The 25,434-nt window shown below is 44.2% G+C and carries 24 protein-coding genes; 16 read left to right on the plus strand and 8 right to left on the minus strand.

Annotated elements, in window-relative coordinates:
• The 3 genes from HMPREF9420_RS14215 to dapB all read right to left on the minus strand — a co-directional run.
• Positions 1 to 391 (minus strand): S26 family signal peptidase (locus HMPREF9420_RS14215; protein ID WP_007134888.1); only part of this gene is annotated, 391 nt, incomplete at its 3' end.
• Positions 392 to 419: 28 nt separating this feature from the next.
• Positions 420 to 1,868 carry a signal peptidase I gene (gene lepB / locus HMPREF9420_RS07205; protein ID WP_007134889.1) on the minus strand — a complete coding sequence of 483 codons (1,449 nt, stop codon included), beginning with the start codon at positions 1,866 to 1,868 and terminating at the stop codon, positions 420 to 422.
• Between the two features lie 5 nt (positions 1,869 to 1,873).
• Positions 1,874 to 2,629: a 4-hydroxy-tetrahydrodipicolinate reductase gene (dapB, locus tag HMPREF9420_RS07210; RefSeq protein WP_007134890.1), complete on the minus strand. Its 756-nt coding sequence runs from the start codon at positions 2,627 to 2,629 to the stop codon at positions 1,874 to 1,876.
• Positions 2,630 to 2,945: 316 nt separating this feature from the next.
• Here dapB and HMPREF9420_RS07215 point away from each other — a divergent pair, with 316 nt between their 5' ends.
• Genes HMPREF9420_RS07215 through dusB form a run of 4 tightly spaced genes read left to right on the plus strand, consistent with a single transcriptional unit; the run spans position 2,946 to position 6,829 of the window.
• Positions 2,946 to 4,244 (plus strand): DUF2851 family protein, encoded by a 1,299-nt coding sequence (locus tag HMPREF9420_RS07215; protein WP_007134891.1) that lies wholly within the window; start codon positions 2,946 to 2,948, stop codon positions 4,242 to 4,244.
• On the plus strand, positions 4,241 to 4,654 hold the full coding sequence (locus tag HMPREF9420_RS07220) for an acyl-CoA thioesterase (protein ID WP_007134892.1): 414 nt from the start codon (positions 4,241 to 4,243) through the stop codon (positions 4,652 to 4,654). The genes HMPREF9420_RS07215 and HMPREF9420_RS07220 overlap by 4 nt, the downstream gene beginning before the upstream one ends.
• Positions 4,655 to 4,667: 13 nt before the next feature.
• Entirely contained in the window at positions 4,668 to 5,795 is a 1,128-nt protein-coding gene (dprA, locus tag HMPREF9420_RS07225; RefSeq protein WP_007134893.1) for a DNA-processing protein DprA, read from the plus strand.
• Positions 5,796 to 5,821: 26 nt separating this feature from the next.
• Positions 5,822 to 6,829 (plus strand): tRNA dihydrouridine synthase DusB, encoded by a 1,008-nt coding sequence (dusB, locus tag HMPREF9420_RS07230; RefSeq protein WP_007134894.1) that lies wholly within the window; start codon positions 5,822 to 5,824, stop codon positions 6,827 to 6,829.
• Between the two features lie 939 nt (positions 6,830 to 7,768).
• Here the strand turns inward: dusB and HMPREF9420_RS13225 are convergent.
• Positions 7,769 to 8,029 (minus strand): tetrahydrofolate synthase, encoded by a 261-nt coding sequence (locus tag HMPREF9420_RS13225; RefSeq protein ID WP_248628086.1) that lies wholly within the window; start codon positions 8,027 to 8,029, stop codon positions 7,769 to 7,771.
• A 604-nt stretch (positions 8,030 to 8,633) separates the two neighbouring features.
• On the opposite strand from HMPREF9420_RS13225, the gene HMPREF9420_RS07240 reads away from it, so the two are divergent.
• From HMPREF9420_RS07240 to HMPREF9420_RS07265, 6 genes are all read left to right on the plus strand, one after another.
• Positions 8,634 to 10,511 carry a DEAD/DEAH box helicase gene (locus HMPREF9420_RS07240; RefSeq protein ID WP_007134897.1) on the plus strand — a complete coding sequence of 626 codons (1,878 nt, stop codon included), beginning with the start codon at positions 8,634 to 8,636 and terminating at the stop codon, positions 10,509 to 10,511.
• A gap of 129 nt (positions 10,512 to 10,640) precedes the next feature.
• A complete protein-coding gene (locus HMPREF9420_RS07245) occupies positions 10,641 to 11,768 on the plus strand; it encodes a TlpA disulfide reductase family protein (protein ID WP_007134898.1) in 1,128 nt (375 codons plus the stop codon).
• 270 nt (positions 11,769 to 12,038) lie between these two features.
• A complete protein-coding gene (locus tag HMPREF9420_RS07250) occupies positions 12,039 to 12,626 on the plus strand; it encodes a superoxide dismutase (protein ID WP_007134899.1) in 588 nt (195 codons plus the stop codon).
• Positions 12,627 to 12,973: 347 nt separating this feature from the next.
• Complete coding sequence (locus HMPREF9420_RS07255) at positions 12,974 to 13,414, plus strand: hypothetical protein (RefSeq protein WP_007134900.1); 441 nt, start codon at positions 12,974 to 12,976, stop codon at positions 13,412 to 13,414.
• A gap of 4 nt (positions 13,415 to 13,418) precedes the next feature.
• A complete protein-coding gene (locus HMPREF9420_RS07260; protein WP_007134901.1) occupies positions 13,419 to 13,907 on the plus strand; it encodes an RNA polymerase sigma factor in 489 nt (162 codons plus the stop codon).
• Positions 13,900 to 14,280 (plus strand): hypothetical protein, encoded by a 381-nt coding sequence (locus HMPREF9420_RS07265; protein ID WP_007134902.1) that lies wholly within the window; start codon positions 13,900 to 13,902, stop codon positions 14,278 to 14,280. Before HMPREF9420_RS07260 ends, HMPREF9420_RS07265 begins: the two co-directional genes overlap by 8 nt.
• Before the next feature lie 424 nt (positions 14,281 to 14,704).
• Here the strand turns inward: HMPREF9420_RS07265 and HMPREF9420_RS07270 are convergent, their stop codons facing one another.
• The 4 genes from HMPREF9420_RS07270 to HMPREF9420_RS07285 all read right to left on the minus strand — a co-directional run bounded on the left by HMPREF9420_RS07270 (position 14,705) and on the right by HMPREF9420_RS07285 (position 18,721).
• Positions 14,705 to 15,463: a succinate dehydrogenase/fumarate reductase iron-sulfur subunit gene (locus HMPREF9420_RS07270; RefSeq protein WP_007134903.1), complete on the minus strand. Its 759-nt coding sequence runs from the start codon at positions 15,461 to 15,463 to the stop codon at positions 14,705 to 14,707.
• A gap of 46 nt (positions 15,464 to 15,509) precedes the next feature.
• Positions 15,510 to 15,863, minus strand: a complete 354-nt coding sequence (locus tag HMPREF9420_RS07275) for a four helix bundle protein (RefSeq protein WP_007134904.1) — start codon at positions 15,861 to 15,863, stop codon at positions 15,510 to 15,512.
• A 136-nt stretch (positions 15,864 to 15,999) separates the two neighbouring features.
• Entirely contained in the window at positions 16,000 to 17,982 is a 1,983-nt protein-coding gene (locus tag HMPREF9420_RS07280; protein ID WP_007134905.1) for a fumarate reductase/succinate dehydrogenase flavoprotein subunit, read from the minus strand.
• A gap of 52 nt (positions 17,983 to 18,034) precedes the next feature.
• Positions 18,035 to 18,721 (minus strand): succinate dehydrogenase/fumarate reductase cytochrome b subunit, encoded by a 687-nt coding sequence (locus HMPREF9420_RS07285; RefSeq protein ID WP_007134906.1) that lies wholly within the window; start codon positions 18,719 to 18,721, stop codon positions 18,035 to 18,037.
• 241 nt (positions 18,722 to 18,962) lie between these two features.
• Between HMPREF9420_RS07285 and mnmG the strand changes: the two genes are divergently transcribed.
• From mnmG to deoC, 6 genes are all read left to right on the plus strand, one after another.
• Positions 18,963 to 20,834, plus strand: a complete 1,872-nt coding sequence (gene mnmG / locus HMPREF9420_RS07290; RefSeq protein ID WP_007134907.1) for a tRNA uridine-5-carboxymethylaminomethyl(34) synthesis enzyme MnmG — start codon at positions 18,963 to 18,965, stop codon at positions 20,832 to 20,834.
• 232 nt (positions 20,835 to 21,066) lie between these two features.
• Positions 21,067 to 21,597 carry an adenine phosphoribosyltransferase gene (locus tag HMPREF9420_RS07295; RefSeq protein ID WP_007134908.1) on the plus strand — a complete coding sequence of 177 codons (531 nt, stop codon included), beginning with the start codon at positions 21,067 to 21,069 and terminating at the stop codon, positions 21,595 to 21,597.
• Between the two features lie 76 nt (positions 21,598 to 21,673).
• Positions 21,674 to 23,521: an excinuclease ABC subunit UvrC gene (uvrC, locus tag HMPREF9420_RS07300; RefSeq protein ID WP_007134909.1), complete on the plus strand. Its 1,848-nt coding sequence runs from the start codon at positions 21,674 to 21,676 to the stop codon at positions 23,519 to 23,521.
• Between the two features lie 19 nt (positions 23,522 to 23,540).
• Positions 23,541 to 23,993 carry a D-aminoacyl-tRNA deacylase gene (gene dtd, locus HMPREF9420_RS07305; RefSeq protein ID WP_007134910.1) on the plus strand — a complete coding sequence of 151 codons (453 nt, stop codon included), beginning with the start codon at positions 23,541 to 23,543 and terminating at the stop codon, positions 23,991 to 23,993.
• 101 nt (positions 23,994 to 24,094) lie between these two features.
• Positions 24,095 to 24,418: a nucleotide pyrophosphohydrolase gene (locus HMPREF9420_RS07310; protein WP_007134911.1), complete on the plus strand. Its 324-nt coding sequence runs from the start codon at positions 24,095 to 24,097 to the stop codon at positions 24,416 to 24,418.
• Positions 24,419 to 24,505: 87 nt separating this feature from the next.
• Positions 24,506 to 25,434: deoxyribose-phosphate aldolase (gene deoC, locus HMPREF9420_RS07315; RefSeq protein ID WP_007134912.1), on the plus strand; the 929-nt coding region annotated here is incomplete at its 3' end.

Consider the following 25,434-nt stretch of genomic DNA (forward strand, 5'->3'; position numbering starts at 1 on the left):
GCACAAGCGTTTGTCCGTCACCCGTGTTTACAAGATAGGCGAAACAGTGCTCACAGCGGCATTTTTTGCAACAAACCATAGGGATAACAAATTGCTTTTTGCTCACGATTATAGTGTCTCCGGGCACAGCATTGATGCGTCCTAACCGCTTCATCTGCTTGCCAAAGACCACCAATTCGCCCCGTTTATAATCACCATGTGCCAGCATGTTCACCATGATTCGGTCGCCTTGACGCAGCACCGAGGCTGCCGGGACACGATAGATGGCAAAGACATAGGTGCGCACGGCTATCACTATAAGCAGCGCAACCCCAAGCGTTATGAACCAAGCACGTAGTTGCCGCATGTTAAAAGCCCCTTTCTGCAAGGCCGACTGCAAGGCCGGCATCATGCGAAAAGGGGTTTTTTATGATTTGATTTTATTTGATATGATCGACAATATTAAAGAGACGATGCCAACGGATGCCACTAAAGCCCGGATGATCAGGGTTGTGACTCCACCAGATAAAGATTGGTTTGCCAACCACATGGTCTTCAGGCACGAAGCCCCAATAGCGAGAATCGGCGCTGTTATGACGGTTATCGCCCATCATCCAGTAGTAGTTCATCTTGAAAGTATACGTGTGAGCGAGTCGTCCATTGATGTAGATTTGTCCGTTCTTTACCTTCAAATCGTTGTGTTCATAGACTTGAATTGGTCGCTCATAGATAGCGATATTCTTCATGTTTAGTTGCACAGTAGCTCCCTTTTTCGGTATCCATATCGGACCATAGTTGTCGCGTGTCCAACCCGTATAAGCGTCGAGAGGATACAAGTCGCCTGTTTGTGCGTCGGTGTTAAGGCGTATGCTTGCCACAAGTTCTTTGTGTTTAGCAAGTGCTTGGGCAGCCTTCTTTGTCAAAGGGAGGTAGCCATTCTGGTTCAAGCTGGCCATATCCTCATTCGATATGCCTAATTCGTCCATGAGTTCTGTAGGCATTTGGCTCTTGAGTTTAACGTAATAGGTGTATTGAACGTTATCAGGCTCTTTGTTGGGCTTGCCATCTAAGTAGACGATTCGATTCTTGATTTGCAGCGTTTGGCCAGGAAGTCCCACGCAACGCTTTACATAATTCTCTCTGCGGTCGGTCGGTCGGGTAATGACTTCGCCATATTCTCCGGGATTGTTTCTAATGTATTTGCGTCCCATAGCGATAACTTTCTCAAGATAATTTCGCTGTTCTATGGGGTTCATTGCTTTGAGATCGGGTTGTTGAAAGCCTTGAGCCGTCATCAAACTCTTACCGATATACGAGCAAAGAGCATAATAATCTTGCTCCTGATATGCGTCAGCTGAGCAGAGAGTATCACCCGCAGGATAGTTGAAAACGACTATATCGTTGAGCTTAACATTGCCTAATCCCTTCACACGTCGATAGTCCCAATGCGGCCAATCGAGGTAACTCTTCGTGTTAACCACGGGGAGTGTGTGCTGGGTTAGTGGCATTGTGAGCGGTGTTTCGGGGATACGTGGGCCATAACTTAACTTACTTACGAAGAGATAATCACCCGTTAGGAGACTCTTTTCGAGTGAACTTGATGGGATAACAAAGTTCTGGAAGAAGAATAAGTTAATGAAATAAACAGCTACTAAGGCAAAAACGAGAGCGTCAACCCAGCCCATGATGAAGCGTGTTGGACCCTCGGCATCTTTCCACCACTGCCATTTGATCTTCTTAGATATATAGACATCGTAAATGAAAGGCACTATAATTAGTCCCCACCAGCTGCCAACCCAAAAGAGAAACAGCAGATAGCAGACCATCACAGCAATAAACTTAGCCCACTGTACGCGTGGGTTGATCTTGGCTTTTTCCTTATCTATCATCGTATTTAGAATTTAAAGAGGTCGCTTGTGGTGAGCAATCCCGAGTGATTTTTTGTGTATTCAGCCGCTAAGACCGCTCCAAGTGCGAATCCTTTTCGGCTGTGTGCATCGTGTGTTATTGTGATTTTATCGGCTTCACTGTCGTAACTGATGCTGTGAATGCCTGGTACTTCATCGCGACGTATACTTGAAATAGGAAGTTCATTGGCTGCAACGGCATTGCTTCCCTCTTCAGTTCCGTCGGCATGATGCTGCAATCCTTTCACCCATTTGTCTTTTCTGTCAAGGTGATCAATAATCTCTTCGGCCAAAGTTATAGCCGTTCCAGAGGGTGCATCAAGTTTATGCACGTGGTGAACCTCCTCCATCGTAACGTCATATTGGGGAAATTGGTTCATAATCTTAGCCAAATAGCGGTTTACTGCGCTAAAAATTGCCACACCAATCGAGAAGTTACTGGCCCAAAAGAGCGTTTGCTTACCATCTTTTGTCAATGCTTCAACGTCGGCTTTATGGTCTTTCAACCACCCCGTTGAACCGCTGACAACCTTTACATTGTGACTAAACGCCTTGAGATAATTGCCGTATGCTGCCGTGGGATTAGTGAATTCGATGGCTACATCGGCTGAAGCGAAGGCGTCAGAATCAAAGTCTTGTTGGTTGTCGGCATCGATTTTACATACAATTTCGTGGCCACGTTGTAGGGCAATCTCCTCGATCATGTGTCCCATTTTGCCGTAACCAATCAATGCTATTCTCATGTTTTACTGTGTTAAATGTTTCTTTTATTGATGCAAAAAGCCTGTCCACTTTCGTCAATACAGGGCAAAGAATTTGATGATTCCCACTGCAAAGTAGAACGAAGGGATTCTTTTCACATTGTTATATATGCGGCAAAGTTAATAATTTATCTGCTGATTTTATAGTTATTTGACGCATAATCTCTGAAAAAGTCTATGGTTTTATTAGTTTTTTTGTATTTTTGTGGAAAAATAAATGGTGTGTATGAGCTTGTGGATTCATTCACTTTTGCTCCTCTTCACAGGCATTTTAGCAAACCATTAACCTGAAAGTATCATGGAACAACTCCTGCATTACGTATGGAAACACAAGATGTTCCCGCTAAAACCACTAAAAACAGCCGACGGAGAGGCTGTAGAAGTAATTGATTCTGGCTTGCATAACCACAATGCTGGCCCCGATTTTTTCAATGCCAAGGTAAAGATTGGAGGCACATTATGGGTTGGTAACGTCGAGATTCACAATAAAGCGAGTGATTGGTACGTTCATAAACATGAACAAGATGCCCGTTATAACAACGTCATCCTGCACGTATGTGGTTGCATTGACACTGTAGTGGCGACGCAAAAAGGTGACATCTTGCCCCAAATAGAACTCGAAGTACCGCCTCATGTCATGCAACATTACGAGGAGTTATTGGCCTCTGATGCCTATCCTCCATGTCATAAGATCATCCCAGGACTAAGTCGTTTGACAATGACTTCATGGCTTTCAGCCTTGCAAACTGAGCGACTTGAGCAGAAGACGAAAGCCATTGCACAACGTGCTGAGGCTTGCGATGGCTCGTGGGAAGCAGCGTTTTTCGTTACGTTGGCACGCAATTATGGGTTTGGAATCAATGGAGATGCCTTCGAACAATGGGCAATGTGTCTGCCACTTCAAGCGGTTGCGCACCATAGGGACAATCTTTTTCAGGTCGAAGCGATGTTCTTGGGGCAGGCAGGACTACTTAATCTTGATGCCATTTCAGCGTGTCACCGAGACGAAGTGCTTGCCGACGGATACTTTTCTAAGTTGCAACACGAGTATCTTTACCTGAAACATAAGTTCGGTTTGAATCCTATTGACCACCATTTATGGCGTTTTTTGCGGCTCAGACCACAGAACTTTCCCCATATTCGCATAGTACAGTTGGCGCGACTCTATGCTACTGGGCAAATCAGTTTAAGCCATGTGCTCGATTGTCAGACTGTAAAGGAGGCCATGAAGTGCTTGAAAAGTTGCGTGACGCTTTATTGGCAAACGCATTATAGCTTTGGAGTTACGAGCGAAGTTAGCGAGAAACAGCTGTCAACGGCTTCGCTTCAACTGCTGGTTATCAATACCGTTATCCCAATGTTGTTTGCCTATGGTCGCCACATCTGCAAGGAGTCACTCTGCGAAAGGGCTTTCGACTTCCTCGAACAACTGCGTCCTGAGAACAATCATATCGTCAGAATGTGGCGCGATTGCAGTTTAGAGGTGGCGCATGCAGGCGATTCTCAGGCACTGATACAACTGAAAAATGAATACTGCGACAGGAAGAATTGCCTGAGATGCAGGATTGGTTATGAATACTTAAAACGAAAACAATGAGCAAATACATCTTTGAAACGCGCATGGAAGTACGCGATTATGAGTGTGATATCGAAGGAATCGTCAACAATGCCAACTATCTTCACTACACGGAACATACCAGACACCGCTTCTTAAAGCATGCCGGCTTGAGCTTTGTAGAGATGCATGAGAAGGGCGTTGATGCCGTTGTGGCTCGCATGCAGTTAGCTTATAAGACGCCACTACGCTGTGATGACGAGTTCATCTCACGTATGAACTTGCGCAAACAAGGCGTGCGTTACATCTTCACACATGACATTTTCCGAGCTAACGACGAGCGACTTTGCTTCCATGCTGACGTAGAACTTGTTTGTTTAATCAATGGACGACTCGGCAATAGCGAAGACTATGACCGAGCATTTGCACCCTTCCTGCAATCCGAAGAATAGAAAAGCCTTTACCATGATTGACAGAACAGAACAACGAAACATGCTAATGCTCTCACGCATTGGCTTCTACCATCTTGCAGGAATCCTCGAAGTGTATCGCCGAGTGGGCGAAGCGACTCCCATCATCGCACAACATCGCAACATACGTACACTCATCCCGGATGCTTCACAGCGTCTTGTTGAAGCCTTTCAAGACCTTAGTGGCTTGCAGAAATGGGCTGATGCCGAACTTGATTGGGCTGAAACGCACGGCATAGATGTGCTTTGTCTCGGCGATGAACGATATCCACGACGCCTCAGTGAGTGCTGCGACGCACCGCTTGTGCTCTTCTATCAGGGCACAGCCAACCTCAATGCAGCCCACGTTGTCAGTGTTGTTGGCACGCGAAGAGCCACCCTCTATGGCCAAGATCTTATCCGCCGGTTCATGAACGACCTACGAACCCTCTGCCCAGACACATTGATTGTGAGCGGACTTGCCTATGGTATAGACATCAATGCCCATCGAATGGCACTCGAAAATAACTTTGAAACCATCGCTGTTTTAGCCCATGGACTCGATACACTCTATCCCAATGCCCACCGAGACACGGCAAAACAGATGCTCGTTCAAGGTGGATTACTCACTGAATATGCCACAAACACCAACGCCGATAAACAGAATTTTGTGCGTCGAAACCGTATCGTTGCCGGCATGAGTGACGCTTGTGTTGTCGTGGAAAGTGCCTCTCATGGCGGTGCTTTGATAACCGCTCGTCTGTCAAATGAATATAATCGTGACGTGTTTGCCTTTCCCGGAGCCGTCGGAGCGACTGCAAGTGAGGGCTGTAATCACCTCATTCGTGACAATAAAGCCATGCTCATCACGTCGGCTTTCGACTTTGTCAATGCCATGGGATGGCAGGATAATATGCTCAACCGCGCCCGAAACGAAGGCATAGAACGCCAACTTTTCCCCGAACTTAGCAATGAAGAACAACTTGTTGTGACTGCACTCCAACAAGAGAATGACCAACAAATCAATCTTCTTGCCGTCAAAACCAATCTTCCTATCGCACGACTCACCGCCCTCCTCTTTACCCTTGAGATGAAAGGTGTAGTCAAAGCATTGGCTGGAGGCAGCTATCATTTGCTGGGATAGAATATATTTTGTAACTTTGCCGGCGTATGAAGATAGGCAAATTAGACTTTGGTGAACGTCCACTTTTCCTCGCTCCGATGGAAGATGTGACGGATATTGGCTTCCGAATGCTATGCAAACGCTATGGTGCAGCCATGGTATATACCGAGTTTGTATCGGCAGATGCCATCATAAGAAGCATCAAATCAACCCTTGATAAGATGTCAATCAACGACGCCGAACGACCCGTTGGAGTTCAGATTTACGGCCGAGATGTGGAGTCAATGGTTGAGGCTGCACGCATCGTTGAACGTGTAAACCCCGACTTGATTGACTTGAATTTCGGCTGTCCTGTTAAGAAAGTAGCTGGTAAAGGGGCTGGTTCTGGTATGTTGCGCAACATCCCTTTATTACTTGATATCACTCGAAACGTGGTGCAAGCTGTTAGTACTCCAGTGACTGTAAAGACGCGTTTGGGCTGGGATAATGATAGTCTTGTTATCACCGAACTGGCCGAACAACTACAGGATTGTGGTATTAAAGCCCTCACGATTCATGGCCGCACACGAGCTCAAATGTATACAGGTGAAGCCGATTGGCGCTTGATTGGTGAGGTGAAACGCAATCCACGAATCCATATTCCCATAATTGGCAATGGCGATATCACCACACCTGAGGAGGCCAAACGCGCCTTTGATGACTATGGAGTCGATGCCGTCATGGTGGGACGTGCCACCTTTGGCCGCCCATGGGTATTCAAAGAGATGCGTGATTACATTGATAACACACCGTCAACTGCCCTTACTCTTGATGATAAAATCGATATTCTTGAAGAGCAACTCCGCATTAATGTTGAGCGCATTGATGAGTATCGGGGCATCATTCACACGCGTCGTCACCTCGCCTCCAGCCCCATTTTCAAAGGCATTCCCGACTTTAAGTCAACACGCATTGCCATGCTTCGTGCCACGAAAGTTGATGAATTAATAGAGATATTGGAGGAATGTAGGAGGAATGGAAACCTTAACCGCGATGCCACTTGCGAAGGGAGATAGGGCAGAAAAGCCTCACCCCCGGCCCCGTTTGCGTCATTTCATCGCGTGATTTGCCGTGAATTACCTCTTAAAATCATAAATATCGCGTTGTGTTTCCACACATATCACGCCGTGTTTCCTCCCATCTCATTTTGTAACTGATTCTTTTCAACGCCATCGGTGTTACGCTTTCTAAGCGTAATCCGCTATTAATCCATATGTGTATAGACGTTAATCACACCATGAAACACACATATCAACGCCGTAGGTGTTGCGTTTTTGATAGCCCAGGGTTGCCAAACGATAGTGCAGGCTACCCTGGGTTAATGTATGGTTTGCGGGAAACAACGCCGTAGGTGTTGCGTCTTTTTTTGATTAATTTGCCATAAAATGTTTCATTATAAGCGTGCCTTCGTGGAAAAAGCTCAACACCTATGGCGTTGAATCTCCTTGCAAACGTTTACCCGGGGTTGGCGAGGAACGAGCCTACCCCGGGCTATCAAAGGAACAACTCGTACCGAGTTGCGTGGTGAAACAATTGTGAGAGTGACATGATTGATAATAAAATGTAAAATAGTGTAAGGGAAACAAAGCCTCCCCCCCAGCCCCTCTCCGAAGAGAGAGGGGAGTAGTTAGCCATGAAAATGAAGGGAGTTATTTGAGAGGTAATTGAAAACATTGATGATGTTGATAATAAAGCGTAAAATGAGTTGGGATATTTCATATAATGATTTTCCGTATTTTATCATATGAAACAACAGAAATGGTGTTACAAAATGCGTGTTTCAACGCCGTAGGTGTTGTGTTTTTGATAGCCCAGGGTTGCCAAACGATAGTGCAGGCTACCCTGGGTTAACGTATATTGTGCGTGGAACAACGCCGTAGGTGTTGCGCTTTTTTTGATTAATCCGCCATAAAATGTTTCATTATAAGCGTGCCTTCACAGAAAAAGCTCAACACCTATGGCGTTGAATCTCCTTGCGAATGTTTACCCGGGGTAGGCTCGTTCCTCGCCAACCCCGGGCTATCAAAAGAACAACTCGTACCGAGTTGCGTGGTGAGAGTATTCAGGGCGGCAGATACATTCATTGTAATATTGACATAACACCTACGGCGTTGCATCATGAGGGCATTTATATTGCAAAAATCATTTATTGGAATAATAGCGCAATACCAATGCAGTTGTGTGTTGGAAACATTCATCATGGCGGATGTATTCATTGATATATTGACATAACACCTACGGCGTTGCGCGCTATAACACTATTCATTAGCATAGAATTTTTATTGCGTGACTATTTCAAATAACTTTTATCAGTCATTCAACGATAATCAATGATTAAATCGTTTGACGCAAATAGGCGCACGATTTGGTGCATTTCACCATACAAAATATAGCGAATCACACGATAATATGGCTCAAATCATTTTGCCATCTAAAATAAACTGCATGGACACCTCTGATGAAATCCAATATCATCCCCTTTATTTCTGAGGCCAATTTCTCTCCTCCCTCTTCGAGAAGCCATTGGTTGCTGTTTGTGAAACCTATAAAATGGGAAGCGCATGAGACTAGAAATGGGAGGCGAAAAGGCGAAGAACCCAGCAAGAAATGGGAGTGGACACAGCTTCGTTTCCCTTCTTCCATTATGCTTTTTTACGCTTTTCTTTTCGTGTTATTCATTGATTATCATTACCTTTGCAGGCAACTTTGAGGGAGTTGGGGTTAAATATAGATAATCAACTCCCATGTATTTAGGAGGAATTGCGCCCAAATTAAATGGCTGGGAGGGCGTTGTATCTCCACATTTAATAAGGAAAAAGATTGAAAACATTTGAAGAATTAGGCGTAAACGAGAACATTCGACGCGCCATTGAGGAATTAGGCTTCGAACATCCGATGCCTGTTCAAGAAGAAGTTATCCCCTATTTGTTGGGTAACAAAAATGATGTTATCGCATTAGCACAGACTGGTACGGGCAAGACGGCAGCCTTTGGACTTCCCCTTTTGCAGAAGGTCAACGCGCAAGATCGTGCCACCCAAGCTATTGTTCTTAGTCCGACACGCGAACTTTGCGTTCAGATTGCCGACGACTTGAAAGACTTTAGCAAATATATTGACGGCATGCACATCGTGCCTGTATATGGAGGGGCGGACATACGGCCGCAGATTCGTGCGATAAAACATGGCACTCAAGTCATTGTTGCGACGCCCGGCAGACTCGTAGATCTAATTAATCGCGGTGTGATGGAACTCGAAAAGGTCAACAATATCGTTCTTGACGAGGCCGATGAGATGCTAAACATGGGATTTTCTGATAGTATCAACGCCATCTTTGAACAGCTTCCAGAAGACCGTAACACCCTACTCTTCTCGGCAACGATGAGCCGTGAGGTGGAGAAAGTGGCCAAAAGCTATCTTCACGACTATAAGGAGATTGTCGTAGGAAGCCGTAACGAGGGTGCCGAACACGTCAACCACATTTATTATCTCGTACATTCTAAGGACAAATATCTGGCACTTAAACGCATCGTTGACTTCCATCCACGCATCTTTGCCATTATCTTCTGCCGCACAAAAGCCGAGACTCAGGAGGTGGCCGATAAGCTAATCAAAGATGGTTATAATGCCGAAGCCTTGCATGGCGACTTGAGTCAGCAGCAGCGCGACCTCACAATGCAGAAGTTTCGCCAGCATACGGTGCAATTACTTGTAGCTACTGACGTTGCCGCTCGTGGGCTTGACGTAGACGATTTGACGCATGTCATCAACTATGGACTGCCTGACGACATCGAAAGCTATACGCATCGAAGTGGTAGAACGGGTCGCGCGGGGAAGAAAGGAACTTCAATCAGCATCATACATATAAAGGAAAAGTGGAAGGTTAGACAGATAGAGAAGCAAATAGGCAAAGACTTTATCGACGGAGAACTGCCAAAGTCTGAAGAGATTTGCAAGAAACAGCTTTTCAAAGTGATGGACGACATCATGAAAACCGATGTTGACGAGGACCAGATAGCCCCCTACATGGCCGATATTATGCGTCAGTTTGAGTATGTAGATAAGGAGGATATTATCAAGAAAATGGTAACCGTTACCTTCGGACGCTTCTTAGATTACTATCAGCATGCACCCGAAATAGAGAAGCCAGTGGCTGGAAAAGGAAGCCGAAGTGAGCGTGGTGAGCGCAACACGCGTGGCAAAGTGAGCAACGGACAACGTCAACACGTGGCCGAAGAAGGCTTCCGTCGTCTCTTCATTAACCTTGGAAAGAGTGATGGTTTCTATCCCGGTGAGATCATGCAATACCTCAACAAGCACGTTCATGGACGTCAAGAGGTGGGACACATTGACTTATTGCAGAAGTTCTCTTATATCGAAGTGCCCGAAGACGACGCACAAAAGGTGATGAAAGCCCTTAATGGTACCACGTATAAAGGACGCGAAGTGAGATGTAACGACGCTGATGAAACCGGACACGGACGTAGTAACGGCCGCACGGGTAGAGGCGAACGCGGAGGCAAAACAACGCGAACAAGCCGCAGAGATAACGGCGAACGACAAGGTCGAGGACGTCGAAACACACACGAAGATGAAACCGATTGGCGCAGTCTTATTGGCGGAAAACCATTTAAATTCAAAGGAGAAGAGCCCGATTTCAACGAAGAAGGCTGGGCAAGAAGACGCCCAAAGAAGAAATAAAAATACTTAAAATAAAGGTGAAGGATAACATTTCTAACACCTTTATTTTATATTTTTGCGTAAGATATGCCTCATCCTCGGCGATGAAGGCTTTCGTTTGGACAACATAACAACATTAAACAAAGGGATATGAAGAAAACAATTGCAGCATTATCACTATTGTTTGCCGCGCAAGGAGCCTTTGCAGCAGACGATGTTTTCACGCTGAAGGGCGAACTAAAAGACTTTGGTGACACAGTAGTGGCCATGATTCCAAATGGTTTTGAGTTTCAACGCGACACAATACTCGTAAAGAATGGCAAGTTCACTACTACGATTAAGGTAGACGAACCGAAAGATATCTACTTGGTATCTATGAGCACTTTGCACCGGAAAGACAACAAACAACTCAAGATTGTGGCTGTACCAGGGGAGACAGCTGAACTAAAAGGCGACGCCGTTACAGACTATCAGATAAGTGGAACAAAGTTCTATCAGCAGCTCGGTCAACTCAATCGACAGCTCGCATCGACTCAAAAGGAGTTGGATACCTTTACAGAAAGTCTTTCAAAACGCCTCAAAGCAGGTGAAGAACGCTCAAATCTGATGGACGAATATGAGGCAAAAGCGCCTATGTATGAAAAGAAAATCAACGACGCTATCTTTGACTTCATCAAGAAACATGCCAGTTGGGAGGCCAGCGCTGTAGCCGCTGTGACGCTCGGAAAGGACCAGATTGAAGAGGGAATCTCCTATCTTTCCAACACCGTTAAGAACGGACGAATGAAGAACTACTATCAAAAGGTGGTCAAAGCCTATAAAGATGAGGCTGAGGCTGAAGCCAAATCAAAGGCTGCTCAGGCTACAGGTGTCGTGGCACCTAACTTTACCCTCAACGACATCAACGGCAAACCACTCTCTTTGGCAAGTCTAAAAGGCAAATATGTGCTATTGGATTTCTGGGGCTCATGGTGCATTTGGTGCATCCGTGGCATTCCAAAGATGAAGGAATATTATAAGAAGTATGACGGAAAGTTTGAGATTTTAGGCATCGATTGCAATGATACTGAAGCCAAATGGAAAGAGGCTGTGAAGAAATATGAGTTACCTTGGCTCCACGTTTATAACCCAAGAGGTAGTAAAGTGCTTGCCGACTATGGCATACAAGGCTTCCCCACCAAGATACTTATAGGCCCTGATGGCAAGATTGTGAAGACAATCGTTGGCGAAGATGAATCATTCTATAAGTTCTTGGATGATACTTTTGGAAAAAAATAAGTTTGCATCATAATCTTTTTTGATTGTAAACAAGACATAAAATCAAAGCGAAAACCTCGGCTACACACGTTGTAGTCGGGGTTTTCTGCATTTTTTAGCACCACCATCAGCCCTACATCGTGAGCCAAAAACGGCCTTTATCTATTGCTTAATAAATTTTTTCGATTGGAGAAATGATTCCGATTCACTAACTTTGCAAATGAAAAAGAATCCCAAATGGGATGATGAAAGGAGATTATTAATAGTAAGAAACATTTAAAAGACAAAGACATGATGAAAATAGAAATGCCAAAATTGGCGTATGCAACAACGGCTTTAGAGCCTGTTATCAGCGAACAAACAATTAATTTCCACTATGGTAAGCACCTGCAGAACTATGTAAATACACTTGGTTCGCTTGTAAAGGACACCGAATGGGAAGGTAAGAGTGTTGAAGAAATCGTTGAAGGAGCCCCTGAAGGCCCTCTGTTCAACAATGCAGGACAGGTATTAAACCACGCCCTCTATTTCGATCAGTTCCGTGCACCACGTCAAAACAACTTGCCAACAGGTAAGATTCTCGATGCTATCAACGACACTTTCGGTAGCTTCGACAACTTCAAGGCACAGTTTACTCAGGCAGCTACAACGCTGTTTGGTTCGGGTTGGGCTTGGCTTTCACAGCAAACGAACGGCAAACTCGTTATCACTAAGGAAGCAAACGGCAGCAATCCATTGCGCCAAGGCCTTACACCTCTCTATGGACTTGACGTGTGGGAACATGCTTATTACCTTGATTTCCAGAACCGACGCGTTGATCATATCGCTGCAAGTTGGGACATTGTGGACTGGGAAAAGGTTGAGGCAAGGTTGAAATAAAGCCTCAGCCCCAGCCCCTCTCCAAGGAGAGGGGAGTGCTGAAAGCGAGGAAATGAAGGAGGAATTACAATTCATTATGAGAAAAAAAGATATTGATTTTTGTGTAGAAAAATAGATTAGGAGAGTTATCTTGCTTTAAGTTTTTTCATAGAAACATAGTTACTGAAGTTGATATAGACCGAGAAGGGGAACCATTTTCAATGGTTTCCCTTTCTTGTTTTTTATAGATGGCATGAAAAAAAGTAGGAAAAAGTGGAACTGTTCAGTCACTTTTTCATCATGAAAAGCGTTATATCTATGAACCGGTTCAATGAAAACAGAATGTATAACAATTAAAACATAAAACTATGAACAATGTAACTGCAGCTTATCAGTTGATATTTATCATCGCGATTTGCGTCTTGCTGCCTATCAAAATGGCCTCTCTTCTTTATAAAAACAAGCAATATGAAACGCAAAAGAAAAGCGATATACTCATGGCAGCCCTTGAGAAGAATGCGGATATCAACGTGCAAGACTTCCTCAACAAGCTTAATCCACCACGCAAATCCTTTGAAGAGAAAATGAAAACAATGCTGCATCTCGAACTACTTTGGGGCGCAATACTCCTCATTTTGGGGCTACTTTGCATGCTTTGTTTCATCGGATTATGCAGCTTTGAAGGCTTCGACACGGAGTATATAACGCTTGGAATCATCTTCGGTATTATTCCAATAGGCATAGGAGCAGGCCTACTCGTAGCCCATTCCAACGGGAAGAAGACCATGGAAAAGAACAAAGCGCAGTAATAAGATGATGACAAGAGACCAATTCGTCAGGCAAATCAGTCAGGAACAAGCTGCATTGCGGCGGTTCCTAACAGCCTTATGTTGTGGTAACAGCACGACAGCTGACGACATGGCTCAAGACACATTGCTGAAAGCCTACATGCAGTTGTCACAATATGATGAACGCAAACGGTTTGCTTCGTGGCTGATGAAGATAGCCTACCACGTATTCATTGACGATCGACGAAAGCTGAAAAGCCATGCAGAAGAACCGATAACAAGTGCTAAATTCATTCAAGATGCGCAGCAAACCGACAACACCTTTCGCTATCAAGCCCTATACCTTGCGTTAGAATCCCTATCAGAAAAGGTGCGGATAACAATGCTATTACATTACATGCAAGGCTATCAAGTGAAAGAAATAGCCGAAATAACCGATGCCACAGAGAGTGCCGTCAAGAAGCAACTCTCACGGGGTCGCGAGGAACTTAAAAAGAGATTGAAAGATGAATGAGGATAAGTTTTTCAAAGATATGTTAGCAAATTATCGTCCACAACTGTCAGACGACAACGCTTTCATGCAGAAACTGCAACGGCAGATGACGCTTATCGATGAGGTGAAAGCCTATCAGCAGGCACAGAAACAGAAGAACAAGCGCATAGCCTCCTTTACATTCGCTGTGGGCTTGTTATTGGGTTGCATCGCAACATTAGTCATCTTTGCACTTCCAACGCCTGTAGAGGGCCTTATTTTCAGTGCAAAAACAACGCTGATGACATTCTTGTTGCAGAACATTCTGTATATAGGTTTGGCTATCGGTGCTATCACAATAGGTGGCTCCTGGTGGCTTTCCAAGAGAGCAGAAGCCTGGAGTTTCAGCTTCTGAACATTGAGATTTAGGAATGTGTTGATGCTCGTCTACAGTCTTTACAAATGCCCTTGCACAACTCGCAAATTCAAAAATAGTTCTCCTTTAGCCCGAAATACGCGAGTTTTGAGGATATATTGCAATGCGTTGACTATCAAATGATTATCTCATTTGCTTGGAATGAATGTGCATTTTGACGTTAAAGTATCTTGTCATTTGCGTCAGATTAGGCAGTGATTTAAGTCATTTTGCAGTGTGATTCCATTCACTTTACGCGGTCATTTGGTGCAAATGGCGCGGTAAAGTGGCGTGGTTTGCGCAACTGAGGAGTACAAACGCCAATGAACATTCATTCGCACTAAAAAACAAAAAGAGGGAACCCATGTGTGGATTCCCTCTTTTTTATGCTTTATTTTGCCTCAGAACGTGAGGCAGAAAACACTTAATCACTGAGTTTTGCCTTGATAAACTCGCGGTTCAGACGAGCAATGTTGGCAATCTTTTCATTCTTAGGACAAACTGCTTCGCATGCACGTGTGTTCGTACAGTTACCAAATCCGAGTTCATCCATACGCAAAACCATAGCTTTAGCGCGGCGAGCTGCCTCAGGTTTACCTTGTGGAAGCAAAGCCAACTGGCTCACCTTAGAACTTACAAACAGCATTGCTGAGCCGTTCTTGCAGGCAGCTACGCAGGCACCGCAACCGATACAAGTAGCACAGTCCATAGCTTCGTCGGCATTATCCTTAGCGATGAGGATTGCGTTTGCATCCTGAGCCTGACCTGTTCTGATGGAAGTATAGCCGCCCGCTTGAATGATTTTATCGAATGCAGAGCGGTCAACCATGCAGTCTTTGATTACAGGGAAGCCTGCAGAACGCCAGGGTTCAACGGTGATAATGTCGCCATCGTTGAAACGACGCATGTAAAGTTGGCAGGTTGTTGCACCTCGTTCGGTCTTTCCATGAGGTGTTCCGTTGATGTAAAGTGAACACATACCGCAGATGCCTTCGCGGCAATCGTGGTCGAAAACGAAGGGTTCTTCACCGCCAGCGATAAGTTCTTCATTCAGAATATCAAGCATTTCAAGGAATGAAGTATCATCTGGAATGTTCTTCATCTCGTGTGTATCGAAATGTCCTTGGTCTTGAGGACCATTCTGTTTCCAATACTTTATTGTGAAAGATATACTCTTTGCCATGATGTTATTTTTTAGTTGACAAGTAAACGAGTGGACGAGTAGACGGTTATTTGCCTAAAGATTTGATTAAACCAGTTAGCATTTTGATAATACTTTGAATATCAATCATTAACTGTTCTACCTCATCTAAAGAAATATAACCTAAGTCCTTGGAAAGGATTAACTGAGTTTCAAGCTCACAAGCAGACCCTAATGATATGCTGAGAAAGTTCTCTCTTTCACGCAAATGAAGTCTACCAAACCCCTCGGCAATGTTAGAAGGAATTGAGACTGCAGCCCGGCGCATTTGAGAAGTGAGTCCAAACACCTCATCATTTGGGAATAACTTAGTGGCTTTATAGATAGCCAAGACAAAGTTCATCGCCTTTTGCCATACAATCAAATCCTTGTGGGTTGTCATGCCTTCCTACTACTTTTCCTTGTCTTTAATTAATAAATTATTTATTAAATAAGTTGAGCAAGCCGATGAGTAAATGAGTTATTCATTAATAATAGAATCAATTAACTCGTCAACTTGTCAACTTCCCACTCGTTAACTAGTTTTTATAGTTACGTGTTTGAACTTTAATAGCCTCGTATTCGAGAGGTTCTTTGATCAACTCTGGAGCCTTAGTATCGTCTCCTTGGTATTCCCAGCAGCCGACATAGAAGAAGTTTTGGTCATCACGTTTAGCCTCTCCTTCTTCTGTTTGATGCTCTTCGCGGAAGTGACCACCACAACTTTCCTCACGATGTAGGGCGTCATAAGCGATAAGTTCGCCCATCAAGATGAAGTCACGCAAGTGGATTGCCTTGTCAAGCTCAATGTTAAGACCCTCTTTCTTGCCTGGAATAAAGAGGTTAGTATTAAACTCTTCGCGAATCTGTTTGAGTTGTTTCAGACCCTCTTCAAGGCCTTCTTTCGTGCGACCCATACCCACATGTTCCCACATAATGTGGCCAAGTTCTTTGTGAATAGAGTCAACAGAGCGCTTACCTTGAATGCCCATGAGGCGATCAATCTCTTTCTTTACACCCTCTTCTGCCTCAGCAAATTCAGCGCGGTCGGTTGAAACCTTACCCCATAGCGACTGATCTGCGAGATAATTCTGAATGGTATATGGCAAAACGAAATAGCCGTCAGCCAGTCCTTGCATCAAAGCAGAAGCACCAAGTCGGTTAGCTCCGTGGTCAGAGAAGTTGCACTCACCGATAGAGAACAAGCCCGGCACGGTGGTCATCAACTCATAGTCTACCCAGATACCACCCATTGTATAGTGGATAGCAGGGAAGATCATCATTGGATTATAGTATTTCACGCCGTTAATCTCATTGGCAATTTCGCCAGGATTGACGTCGGTAATCTCTTCATACATGTCGAAGAGGTTTCCATAACGCTGGAGAATCGTGTCGATTCCGAGGCGATTGATTGACTCAGAGAAGTCGAGGAATACCGCTAATCCCGTATTGTTTACGCCGTAACCCTTGTCACATCGTTCCTTAGCTGCACGTGAAGCGACGTCGCGAGGAACAAGATTTCCGAAGGCAGGATAACGTCTTTCGAGGTAGTAATCACGGTCTTCTTCTGGGATGTCTGAACCCTTTTTAGTTCCTTCTTGCAGTGCTTTTGCGTCCTCAAGTTTCTTTGGAACCCAGATGCGTCCATCGTTACGGAGAGACTCTGACATAAGGGTTAGCTTAGATTGCTTGTCACCATGCACAGGAATACAGGTCGGGTGGATCTGTACATAAGAAGGATTGGCCATGTAAGCACCCTTACGATAGCACTGAACGGCTGCGGTACAGTTGCATCCCATAGCATTGGTTGAGAGGAAATATGTGTTTCCGTAACCACCCGTTGCAATGACAACAGCATTTGCAGTGAAGCGTTCGAGCTCACCGGTAATTAGGTTTTTCGCAATGATTCCACGTGCATGTCCGTCGACAATCACTACATCTTCCATCTCATAACGCGTGTAAAGCTTCACCTTTCCAGTTTGAATCTGGCGGCTTAATGAAGAATATGCGCCAAGAAGTAGCTGCTGACCAGTCTGTCCTTTGGCATAGAATGTACGGCTAACTTGCGCTCCTCCGAATGAGCGATTGGCCAACATACCACCATATTCACGTGCAAAAGGAACACCTTGTGCCACACACTGGTCGATGATATCATTTGAAACCTCGGCTAAACGATAAACGTTGGCCTCGCGAGCACGGTAATCTCCGCCCTTAACGGTATCGTAAAAGAGACGATAAACAGAGTCGCCGTCGTTCTGATAGTTCTTTGCTGCGTTAATACCTCCTTGCGCAGCAATAGAGTGAGCGCGTCGAGGTGAGTCTTGAATACAGAAGTTTAACACGTTGAAACCCATCTCGCCAAGAGATGCAGCAGCACTGGCGCCGGCCAAACCTGTACCAACAACGATCACGTCTAATTTCAATTTATTCTTTGGATTGACCAAACGCTGGTGAGCCTTATAGTTGGTCCACTTCTCAGCTACTGGTCCTTCAGGTATTCTGGAGTTTAATGTCTTCGTCATGATTGTTCTTAATTAAATATTCATTTGAAATCACTAATAATGCAAAATCAGTTTATGCAGCACAATGAAGGCTTGGCGCACAACCGAAAGCAAAGGCTAATACTACGACAAGGAAAGCCAACATCAACAATGTTACATAAATAGTGCCGATAACTTTCCAGCGATTAAACCACACCTTACCATTGATTCCGATTGTCTGCATAGCGCTCCAGAAACCGTGAGAGAGGTGATACCACAACGCAACTATCCAAATAACATAGAGTATAACGTACACTTTGCTCTGGAAAGTTGCACGGATCAAGCCGAAGCCATCTGTTGGTTCAAGCACTGTACGCATGCCAACGAGCTCGGCAAACATCATGTTATACCAGAAGTTAAACAAGTGAAGAGCAAGTCCTAAGAGCACGATGATACCAAGAACCAACATGTTTTGGCTGGCCCACTCTACCTTTTCAGGCTTCGCAGTGACCTCATAACGGTTGGCACCACGGGCACTTCGGTTCTGTGCGGTAAGGATAAAAGCATAAACAATGTGGCAAACTGCCAAAGCACCAAGTGCTACAGTTGCCGCAACAGCATACCAGTTAGACCCCAAAAGCTCACAAATGATATTGTAAGCTCTTCCAGAGAAGAGCGCAACAACATTCATACAGCAGTGGAAAGTCATGAATAGAATCAATGCAATGCCCGTTAAAGACATCACAACCTTTCTACCAATAGATGAGTTGATTAACCACATAAATGATTGATTTTTAATTATTTAATATTTGATAATGTACAATCGACACCGCATAACAGAACAAATCATGCCCTCAAAGAGCACGCTCACTACCTCATATTAGGTAGTATTACCCCATATTTTTAGTGAGTTACCCTTTAAAATGCAGTGCAAAAATACTATATTTTGATGATAAATCAAAGCTAATCCATAAAAAAACCAATTTTATTTCTTACTTTTGCGAAAAATAAAAAGATTCTCAATGTATTTTAATTATGACGTAATTGTTATCGGAGGTGGCCATGCTGGTTGTGAAGCCGCTGTGGCATCAGCTCGCATGGGGGCTAAAACCTGCTTGATAACAATGGACATGAACAAGGTTGGTCAAATGAGTTGCAATCCTGCTGTGGGTGGAATTGCAAAGGGACAAATCGTTAGAGAAATCGATGCTTTGGGTGGACAGATGGGCAGAGTAACTGATAAAACCGCCATACAATTCCGCATGTTGAACATCGGAAAGGGTCCCGCGGTGTGGAGTCCACGGGCACAATGCGACCGAGGTAAGTTCATTTGGGAGTGGAGAACAACGCTCGACAACACTGACAATCTTGACATTTGGCAAGACGAAGTCAATGAACTCATCGTTCAAAATCACGAGGCAATTGGAGTTAAAACGATATGGGACGTGGAGTTTTATGCCAAGAGTATTGTCGTCACCGCAGGCACTTTTCTAAATGGATTGATGCACATCGGCCACAAAATGATAGAAGGTGGCCGTTGCGCCGAACCCGCTGTGCACCACTTTACGGAAAGTATCACCCGATGGGGCATTACATCTTCGCGCATGAAAACAGGCACTCCAGTGAGAATTGACAAGCGAAGTGTCGACTTCAATGCCATGGAAGAGCAGCAAGGCGACCATGACTTTCATCAGTTTAGTTACTTAAACGAGCACCGAACCTTACGCCAATTACCGTGTTGGACAACGTATACCAACGCTGCCGTTCATGAGGAATTGCAAAAAGGATTGGCTGATTCTCCTTTATTTAATGGACAGATTCAGAGCACAGGACCACGCTATTGTCCGTCGATTGAGACTAAACTTGTCACCTTCCCCGACAAACATCAGCACCCACTCTTCCTCGAACCAGAAGGAGAAAACACAAACGAGATGTACTTAAACGGGTTTTCTTCAAGCATGCCGATGGACGTTCAGCTGGCTGCTTTGCATAAGATTCCGGCCTTAAGAGAGGCAAAAATATACCGACCAGGCTATGCAATAGAATACGATTACTTTGATCCTACACAACTAAAACACTCGTTGGAATCGAAGATTCTTAGTGGTTTATTCTTTGCCGGACAAGTAAACGGAACGACAGGTTACGAGGAAGCAGGAGGTCAAGGCATAGTAGCGGGCATCAATGCTGCCTTGAAATGCAGCGGAAGTGAACCCTTTGTGATGCAAAGAGACCAAAGCTATATCGGCGTACTCATCGATGATTTGACCACAAAAGGCGTTGATGAACCCTACCGAATGTTTACTTCTCGTGCGGAATATCGCATCTTATTACGCCAAGATGACGCTGATGCGCGCCTCACAGAAAAGGCATACGAGTTAGGCATTGCAACCAGAGAGCGTTACGATTGGTGGCTACAGAAGAAAGAAGCTGTCCAGCGTTTGATTGATTTTTGCAAGGATTTTCCGATTAAAGCGCAAGAAATCAATTCAGAACTTGAGGCCTTAGGCACCACTCCCCTACGCGCTGGATGTAAACTTTCCGATTTAATCGCGCGACCACATCTAACACTTCAAAACCTTTCTGAAATCATTCCTGCACTCAAAGAGGCTATAAACTTGTCCGAAAACAGGAAAGAAGAAATTGCCGAAGCAGCCGAAATACAACTCAAATATCAAGGATATATCGAACGAGAAAAGTTGATTGCCGACAAGATGCACCGCTTAGAGAATATCAAAATCAAAGGAAGATTCAAGTATAGTGAGCTTCATGAGATTTCAACGGAAGGCCGTCAAAAACTCGAAAAGATTAATCCCGAGACCTTAGCACAGGCAAGTAGAATACCAGGAGTATCTCCGAGTGACATCAACGTATTGCTTGTTTTACTCGGAAGATAAACCTTTCGCGCGCAAGAAGGAAGCGATTCGTAAAGCAAACCAATGTTTCACGTGAAACAGAAACATATATATCTTATTGGTTTTTAGCCCATTAGGTGTTAAACAAAAACGTGAAACTGAAAATAAAATGAATGGAATCATCGAACGATTTGCGTCATTTCATCTTGCAATATGAGTCAAATTGCGCGGTAAAATCATACAAACGAAAACGAATAAAAACATAACATACAACATGAACAAACAAGTATTATTAGACAATCTGCGTTGCATCCCCGACTGGCCCATTCAAGGTGTGAACTTCAGAGACGTGACTACCCTATTCAAAAGCGCCGAAGCACTCAAAGAAATCACTGAGGAAATGTGTGATATCTACGCAGATAAGGGAATAACTAAAATCGTAGGAATCGAAAGCCGAGGCTTTGTGATGTCGTCAGCTGTTGCCGTTCGTTTGGGCGCCGGCGTTGTTTTATGCCGCAAACCCGGTAAACTCCCTTGCGAAACCGTACAGGAAAGTTACGCAAAAGAATATGGTATAGACACCATAGAGATTCATAAGGATGCCATAAACGAAAATGATGTCGTGCTGCTTCACGACGATTTACTCGCTACAGGAGGTACAATGAAGGCAGCTTGTAACTTAGTAAAGAAATTCAAACCAAAGAAAATATATTGTAATTTCATTATAGAATTGAACTCAGAGTTCCCTAACAGCCGTGCGCTTTTCGACAAAGATATAGAGATTTCCTCTTTACTTCAATTCTAAAATCAAAGGAGAAGATTTATGTTTCACGTGAAACAAAAATCTTCTCTTTTACTTTATATAAAGGGAGTTCACGCCTATGACACACGAAGAAAACGAGAAGCGTCTGGCCTATCTTAAGAACATAGTTCTCAACATGCCTGAGAAGCCAGGCAGTTATCAGTTCTATGATGAAAACCATACTATCATTTATGTGGGTAAGGCCAAGCGACTCAAGCAACGTGTTTCTTCATATTTCCACAAAGAAGTAGACAGATTCAAAACTAAAGTGTTGGTATCTAAGATAAGAGATATCAGTTATACAGTAGTTAAAACGGAGGAAGATGCGCTGTTATTAGAGAATAGTCTCATCAAGAAATATAATCCTCGATACAATGTTTTGTTGAAAGACGGGAAGACTTATCCAAGTATTTGCATCACCAACGAATATTTTCCACGCATCTTTAAGACGCGAACCATCAACAAACACTACGGCACTTTCTATGGTCCCTACCCTCATGTGGGCAGCATGAACGCTATCCTCGACATCATCAAACGTCTTTACAAGCCTCGCACTTGCCGTCTATCTCTGACAAAAGAAGGTATCGCCCAGGGAAAGTTTAAGCCTTGCTTGGAGTACCATATCCATAATTGTGGTGGCCCATGTATTAATAAACAGAGCTATGAAGAGTATCAAGAGAACATGAATCAAGCGCGAGAGATTCTGAAAGGCAACACGCGTGAGGTCTCAAAGCGACTCTATCGATTGATGATGAAGAATGCAGAGTTGCTGAAATTTGAGGTTGCCGAAGATCTCAAAAACAAGATTTCATTGCTCAACGACTTTGTAAGTAAGAGCGAAGTTGTTAGCTATACTATCGACGATGTGGATGTATTTACCATCATAGATGACGATAACAACCGCAACGCTTACATTAATTATATACACGTGCGCAAGGGAACCATCAATCAAAGTTTTACGTTTGAGTACAAGCGTAAACTTGATGAGCGTGACGAAGAGCTGCTTATCACGGCCATTCCTGACATTCGTGAGCGCTTCAAGAGCCATGCAAAAGAGATTATTGTGCCTTTTGAGATGGAGTGGAAGATGAAGGAAGCCACGTTCGTTATACCGCAACGAGGGGATAAAAAGCATCTTCTTGAGCTGTCAGAAATGAATGGAAAGCAGTATAAATTCGACCGTTTGAAGCAGGCAGAGAAGCTAAATCCTGAGCAGAAACAAACGCGATTGATGAAAGAATTGCAAGAGAAATTAAGACTACCTAAGTTACCTTATCAGATAGAATGCTTCGATAACAGCAACATTTCGGGTACCGATGCCGTGGCAGGATGTATCGTTTACAAGGGCATGAAACCCTCACGGAAAGACTATCGCAAGTATAACATCAAGACAGTTGAGGGACCTGACGACTACGCCTCTATGCAAGAGGTAGTTCGTCGACGTTATTCGCGCATGAAAGAAGAGCATCTTCCCCTGCCCGATCTCATCATTACAGATGGTGGAAAAGGGCAAATGGATGTCGTAAAAGAGGTGGTTGTCGATGAACTTCAACTTGATATACCGATTGCCGGCCTTGCAAAAGACGACCGACATCGCACCAACGAGCTGCTCTATGGCTTTCCTCCACAGACCGTTGGACTTGATATAAAGAGTGAACTCTTTAAGGTGTTGACGCAAATACAGGATGAAGTTCACCGCTTTGCTATCACTTTCCATCGCGACAAGCGTTCAAAGCACGCCCTACATAGCGAACTTGACGACATCAAAGGACTCGGACCAAAGGGTAAAGAGGCTTTACTGAAGCGCCTAAAGACTGTAAAGGGCATTAAAGATGCTGATTATCAGGAGATTGTTAGCATCCTTGGACAAGCAAAAGGAACTCTCGTTTATAAACATTTTCACCCAGATTCACCCACAACAGAATAATTTTTAGTATATTTGCCCTATGAGAATTATCATTCAACGCTGTGCAAACGCCTCAGTAACGATTAATAATTGCGTGAAAGCCGCTATCAATAAGGGTTATCTTATCCTGTTAGGCATCGAGGAAAGTGACACAAAAGACGACGCCAACTGGCTGATACACAAGGTAATAAACCTTAGAATCTTTGATGATGAGCAAGGAGTTATGAACAAATCTATCATGGAAATAGGAGGTGAAATCCTTGTTATCTCGCAGTTTACGCTCTTTGCAAGCTATAAGAAAGGCAATAGACCATCGTGGCTTCGGGCTGCAAAACATGAGATATCTGTACCACTCTACGAGTATTTTTGCAACGAACTATCGAATAAACTCGGTCGACCTGTAGGCACAGGTGAGTTTGGTGCCGACATGAAAGTGGCGCTTGTAAACGATGGTCCGGTAACAATTTGCATGGATAGTAAGGCAAAAGAGTAAGGCATCTCCCATAAACCACATCATCAAAAGCCTCATCCCTTTCCGTGGAAAGATTTAGAGCATAAGGTGCTTTCATTCAAACAATTAGATAATATACAACAATGACCCTTCAAGAAGCACAGCAATCCGTAGACGAATGGATTAAAACTTATGGCGTTCGCTACTTTAACGAACTCACGAATATGGCCTGTCTCACCGAAGAAGTGGGTGAGTTGGCACGCGTCATTGCCCGCAAATACGGCGAGCAGAGTTTCAAACCGGGTGATAAAGCCAATCTTGGCGAGGAGATGGCCGACGTACTTTGGGTGCTCCTTTGCCTTGCCAATCAAACCGGAGTGGACCTCACGACCGAGTTACAAAAGAGTTTTGACAAGAAAACTCGCCGTGATCACGACCGCCATTTGAATAATAACAAACTGAAATAAGTAGCTTTTCTTGCGCTGAAAGCACTTGAGAAGCGAAAACAGCTGAATCATTATAAACTGAAAATAAATCCTTAACAAAGCAACATTATGGCATATACAAAGACCATTTTGCCTGAAAACGGAGGCAAAAACATGAAGAATGACGACAAGAGTAAATATGAAGAAGCTCTTGAACAGTATGACACTACCCTCAACGATGCTGATGTTCAGGCTGCTGTAAAGCAGATTATCGAAGAGAAAGTGCCTCAAAATGACACACGAGACATCAAGAAATTCCTCTTCGGAAGCATCGAACTCACCACCCTTAGCACCACCGACACCGAGGAAAAGGTGCTGCGTATGGTGGAGAAAGTTAATCAATTCGACCGCGAATACCCTGATATCCCCCACGTAGCTGCCGTTTGTGTCTATCCCGTCTTTACCGAACTCGTGGCCAATAGCCTTGAAGTTGACGGCGTACAGATTACTAATGTCTGTGGCAATTTCCCCTCTTCACAGGCTCGAATGGAAGTAAAAGTGGCTGAAACTCAGCTTGCTGTGGCCGACGGCGCTACCGAAATAGACATCGTTATGCCTGTAGGCAAGTTCTTAAGTGACGATTATGAGGGCATGTGCGACGACATTTCAGAGATGAAACAGGCATGCGGAAACGTGCCTATGAAGGTGATTTTGGAGACTGGCGACCTGCAATCATGCAGTAATATCAAGAAAGCTGCCCTGCTTTCTATGTATGCCGGTGCCGACTATATCAAGACTTCTACGGGCAAAGAAAAGGTAAGTGCCACGCCAGAAGCAGCATATGTAATGTGCAAGGCTATCAAAGAATACTATGATAAGACTGGCATACAGATAGGTTTTAAGCCCGCTGGCGGCATTAACTCGGTCATGGATGCCATTATCTACTATACTATCGTTAAAGAGGTCTTAGGCGAAAAATGGCTCACTAATCAGTGGTTCCGCATGGGAACAAGTCGATTGGCTAACCTCTTGCTTAGTGAAATCCTCGAAAAAGAGAC

This window comes from Segatella salivae DSM 15606, assembly GCF_000185845.1.
GTDB classification, from domain to species: Bacteria; Bacteroidota; Bacteroidia; order Bacteroidales; family Bacteroidaceae; genus Prevotella; species Prevotella salivae.

Excerpts from the sequence above, each read along its gene's own strand:
- lepB (WP_007134889.1), bottom strand. The coding sequence starts at position 1,868 with ATGATAGATAAGGAAAAAGCCAAGATCAACCCACGCGTACAGTGGGCT.
- dapB (WP_007134890.1), bottom strand. The coding sequence starts at position 2,629 with ATGAGAATAGCATTGATTGGTTACGGCAAAATGGGACACATGATCGAG.
- HMPREF9420_RS07215 (WP_007134891.1), top strand. The coding sequence starts at position 2,946 with ATGGAACAACTCCTGCATTACGTATGGAAACACAAGATGTTCCCGCTA.
- HMPREF9420_RS07220 (WP_007134892.1), top strand. The coding sequence starts at position 4,241 with ATGAGCAAATACATCTTTGAAACGCGCATGGAAGTACGCGATTATGAG.
- dprA (WP_007134893.1), top strand. The coding sequence starts at position 4,668 with ATGATTGACAGAACAGAACAACGAAACATGCTAATGCTCTCACGCATT.
- dusB (WP_007134894.1), top strand. The coding sequence starts at position 5,822 with ATGAAGATAGGCAAATTAGACTTTGGTGAACGTCCACTTTTCCTCGCT.
- HMPREF9420_RS13225 (WP_248628086.1), bottom strand. The coding sequence starts at position 8,029 with ATGAATACATCCGCCATGATGAATGTTTCCAACACACAACTGCATTGG.
- HMPREF9420_RS07245 (WP_007134898.1), top strand. The coding sequence starts at position 10,641 with ATGAAGAAAACAATTGCAGCATTATCACTATTGTTTGCCGCGCAAGGA.
- HMPREF9420_RS07250 (WP_007134899.1), top strand. The coding sequence starts at position 12,039 with ATGATGAAAATAGAAATGCCAAAATTGGCGTATGCAACAACGGCTTTA.
- HMPREF9420_RS07255 (WP_007134900.1), top strand. The coding sequence starts at position 12,974 with ATGAACAATGTAACTGCAGCTTATCAGTTGATATTTATCATCGCGATT.
- HMPREF9420_RS07260 (WP_007134901.1), top strand. The coding sequence starts at position 13,419 with ATGATGACAAGAGACCAATTCGTCAGGCAAATCAGTCAGGAACAAGCT.
- HMPREF9420_RS07265 (WP_007134902.1), top strand. The coding sequence starts at position 13,900 with ATGAATGAGGATAAGTTTTTCAAAGATATGTTAGCAAATTATCGTCCA.
- HMPREF9420_RS07270 (WP_007134903.1), bottom strand. The coding sequence starts at position 15,463 with ATGGCAAAGAGTATATCTTTCACAATAAAGTATTGGAAACAGAATGGT.
- HMPREF9420_RS07275 (WP_007134904.1), bottom strand. The coding sequence starts at position 15,863 with ATGACAACCCACAAGGATTTGATTGTATGGCAAAAGGCGATGAACTTT.
- HMPREF9420_RS07280 (WP_007134905.1), bottom strand. The coding sequence starts at position 17,982 with ATGACGAAGACATTAAACTCCAGAATACCTGAAGGACCAGTAGCTGAG.
- HMPREF9420_RS07285 (WP_007134906.1), bottom strand. The coding sequence starts at position 18,721 with ATGTGGTTAATCAACTCATCTATTGGTAGAAAGGTTGTGATGTCTTTA.
- mnmG (WP_007134907.1), top strand. The coding sequence starts at position 18,963 with ATGTATTTTAATTATGACGTAATTGTTATCGGAGGTGGCCATGCTGGT.
- HMPREF9420_RS07295 (WP_007134908.1), top strand. The coding sequence starts at position 21,067 with ATGAACAAACAAGTATTATTAGACAATCTGCGTTGCATCCCCGACTGG.
- uvrC (WP_007134909.1), top strand. The coding sequence starts at position 21,674 with ATGACACACGAAGAAAACGAGAAGCGTCTGGCCTATCTTAAGAACATA.
- dtd (WP_007134910.1), top strand. The coding sequence starts at position 23,541 with ATGAGAATTATCATTCAACGCTGTGCAAACGCCTCAGTAACGATTAAT.
- HMPREF9420_RS07310 (WP_007134911.1), top strand. The coding sequence starts at position 24,095 with ATGACCCTTCAAGAAGCACAGCAATCCGTAGACGAATGGATTAAAACT.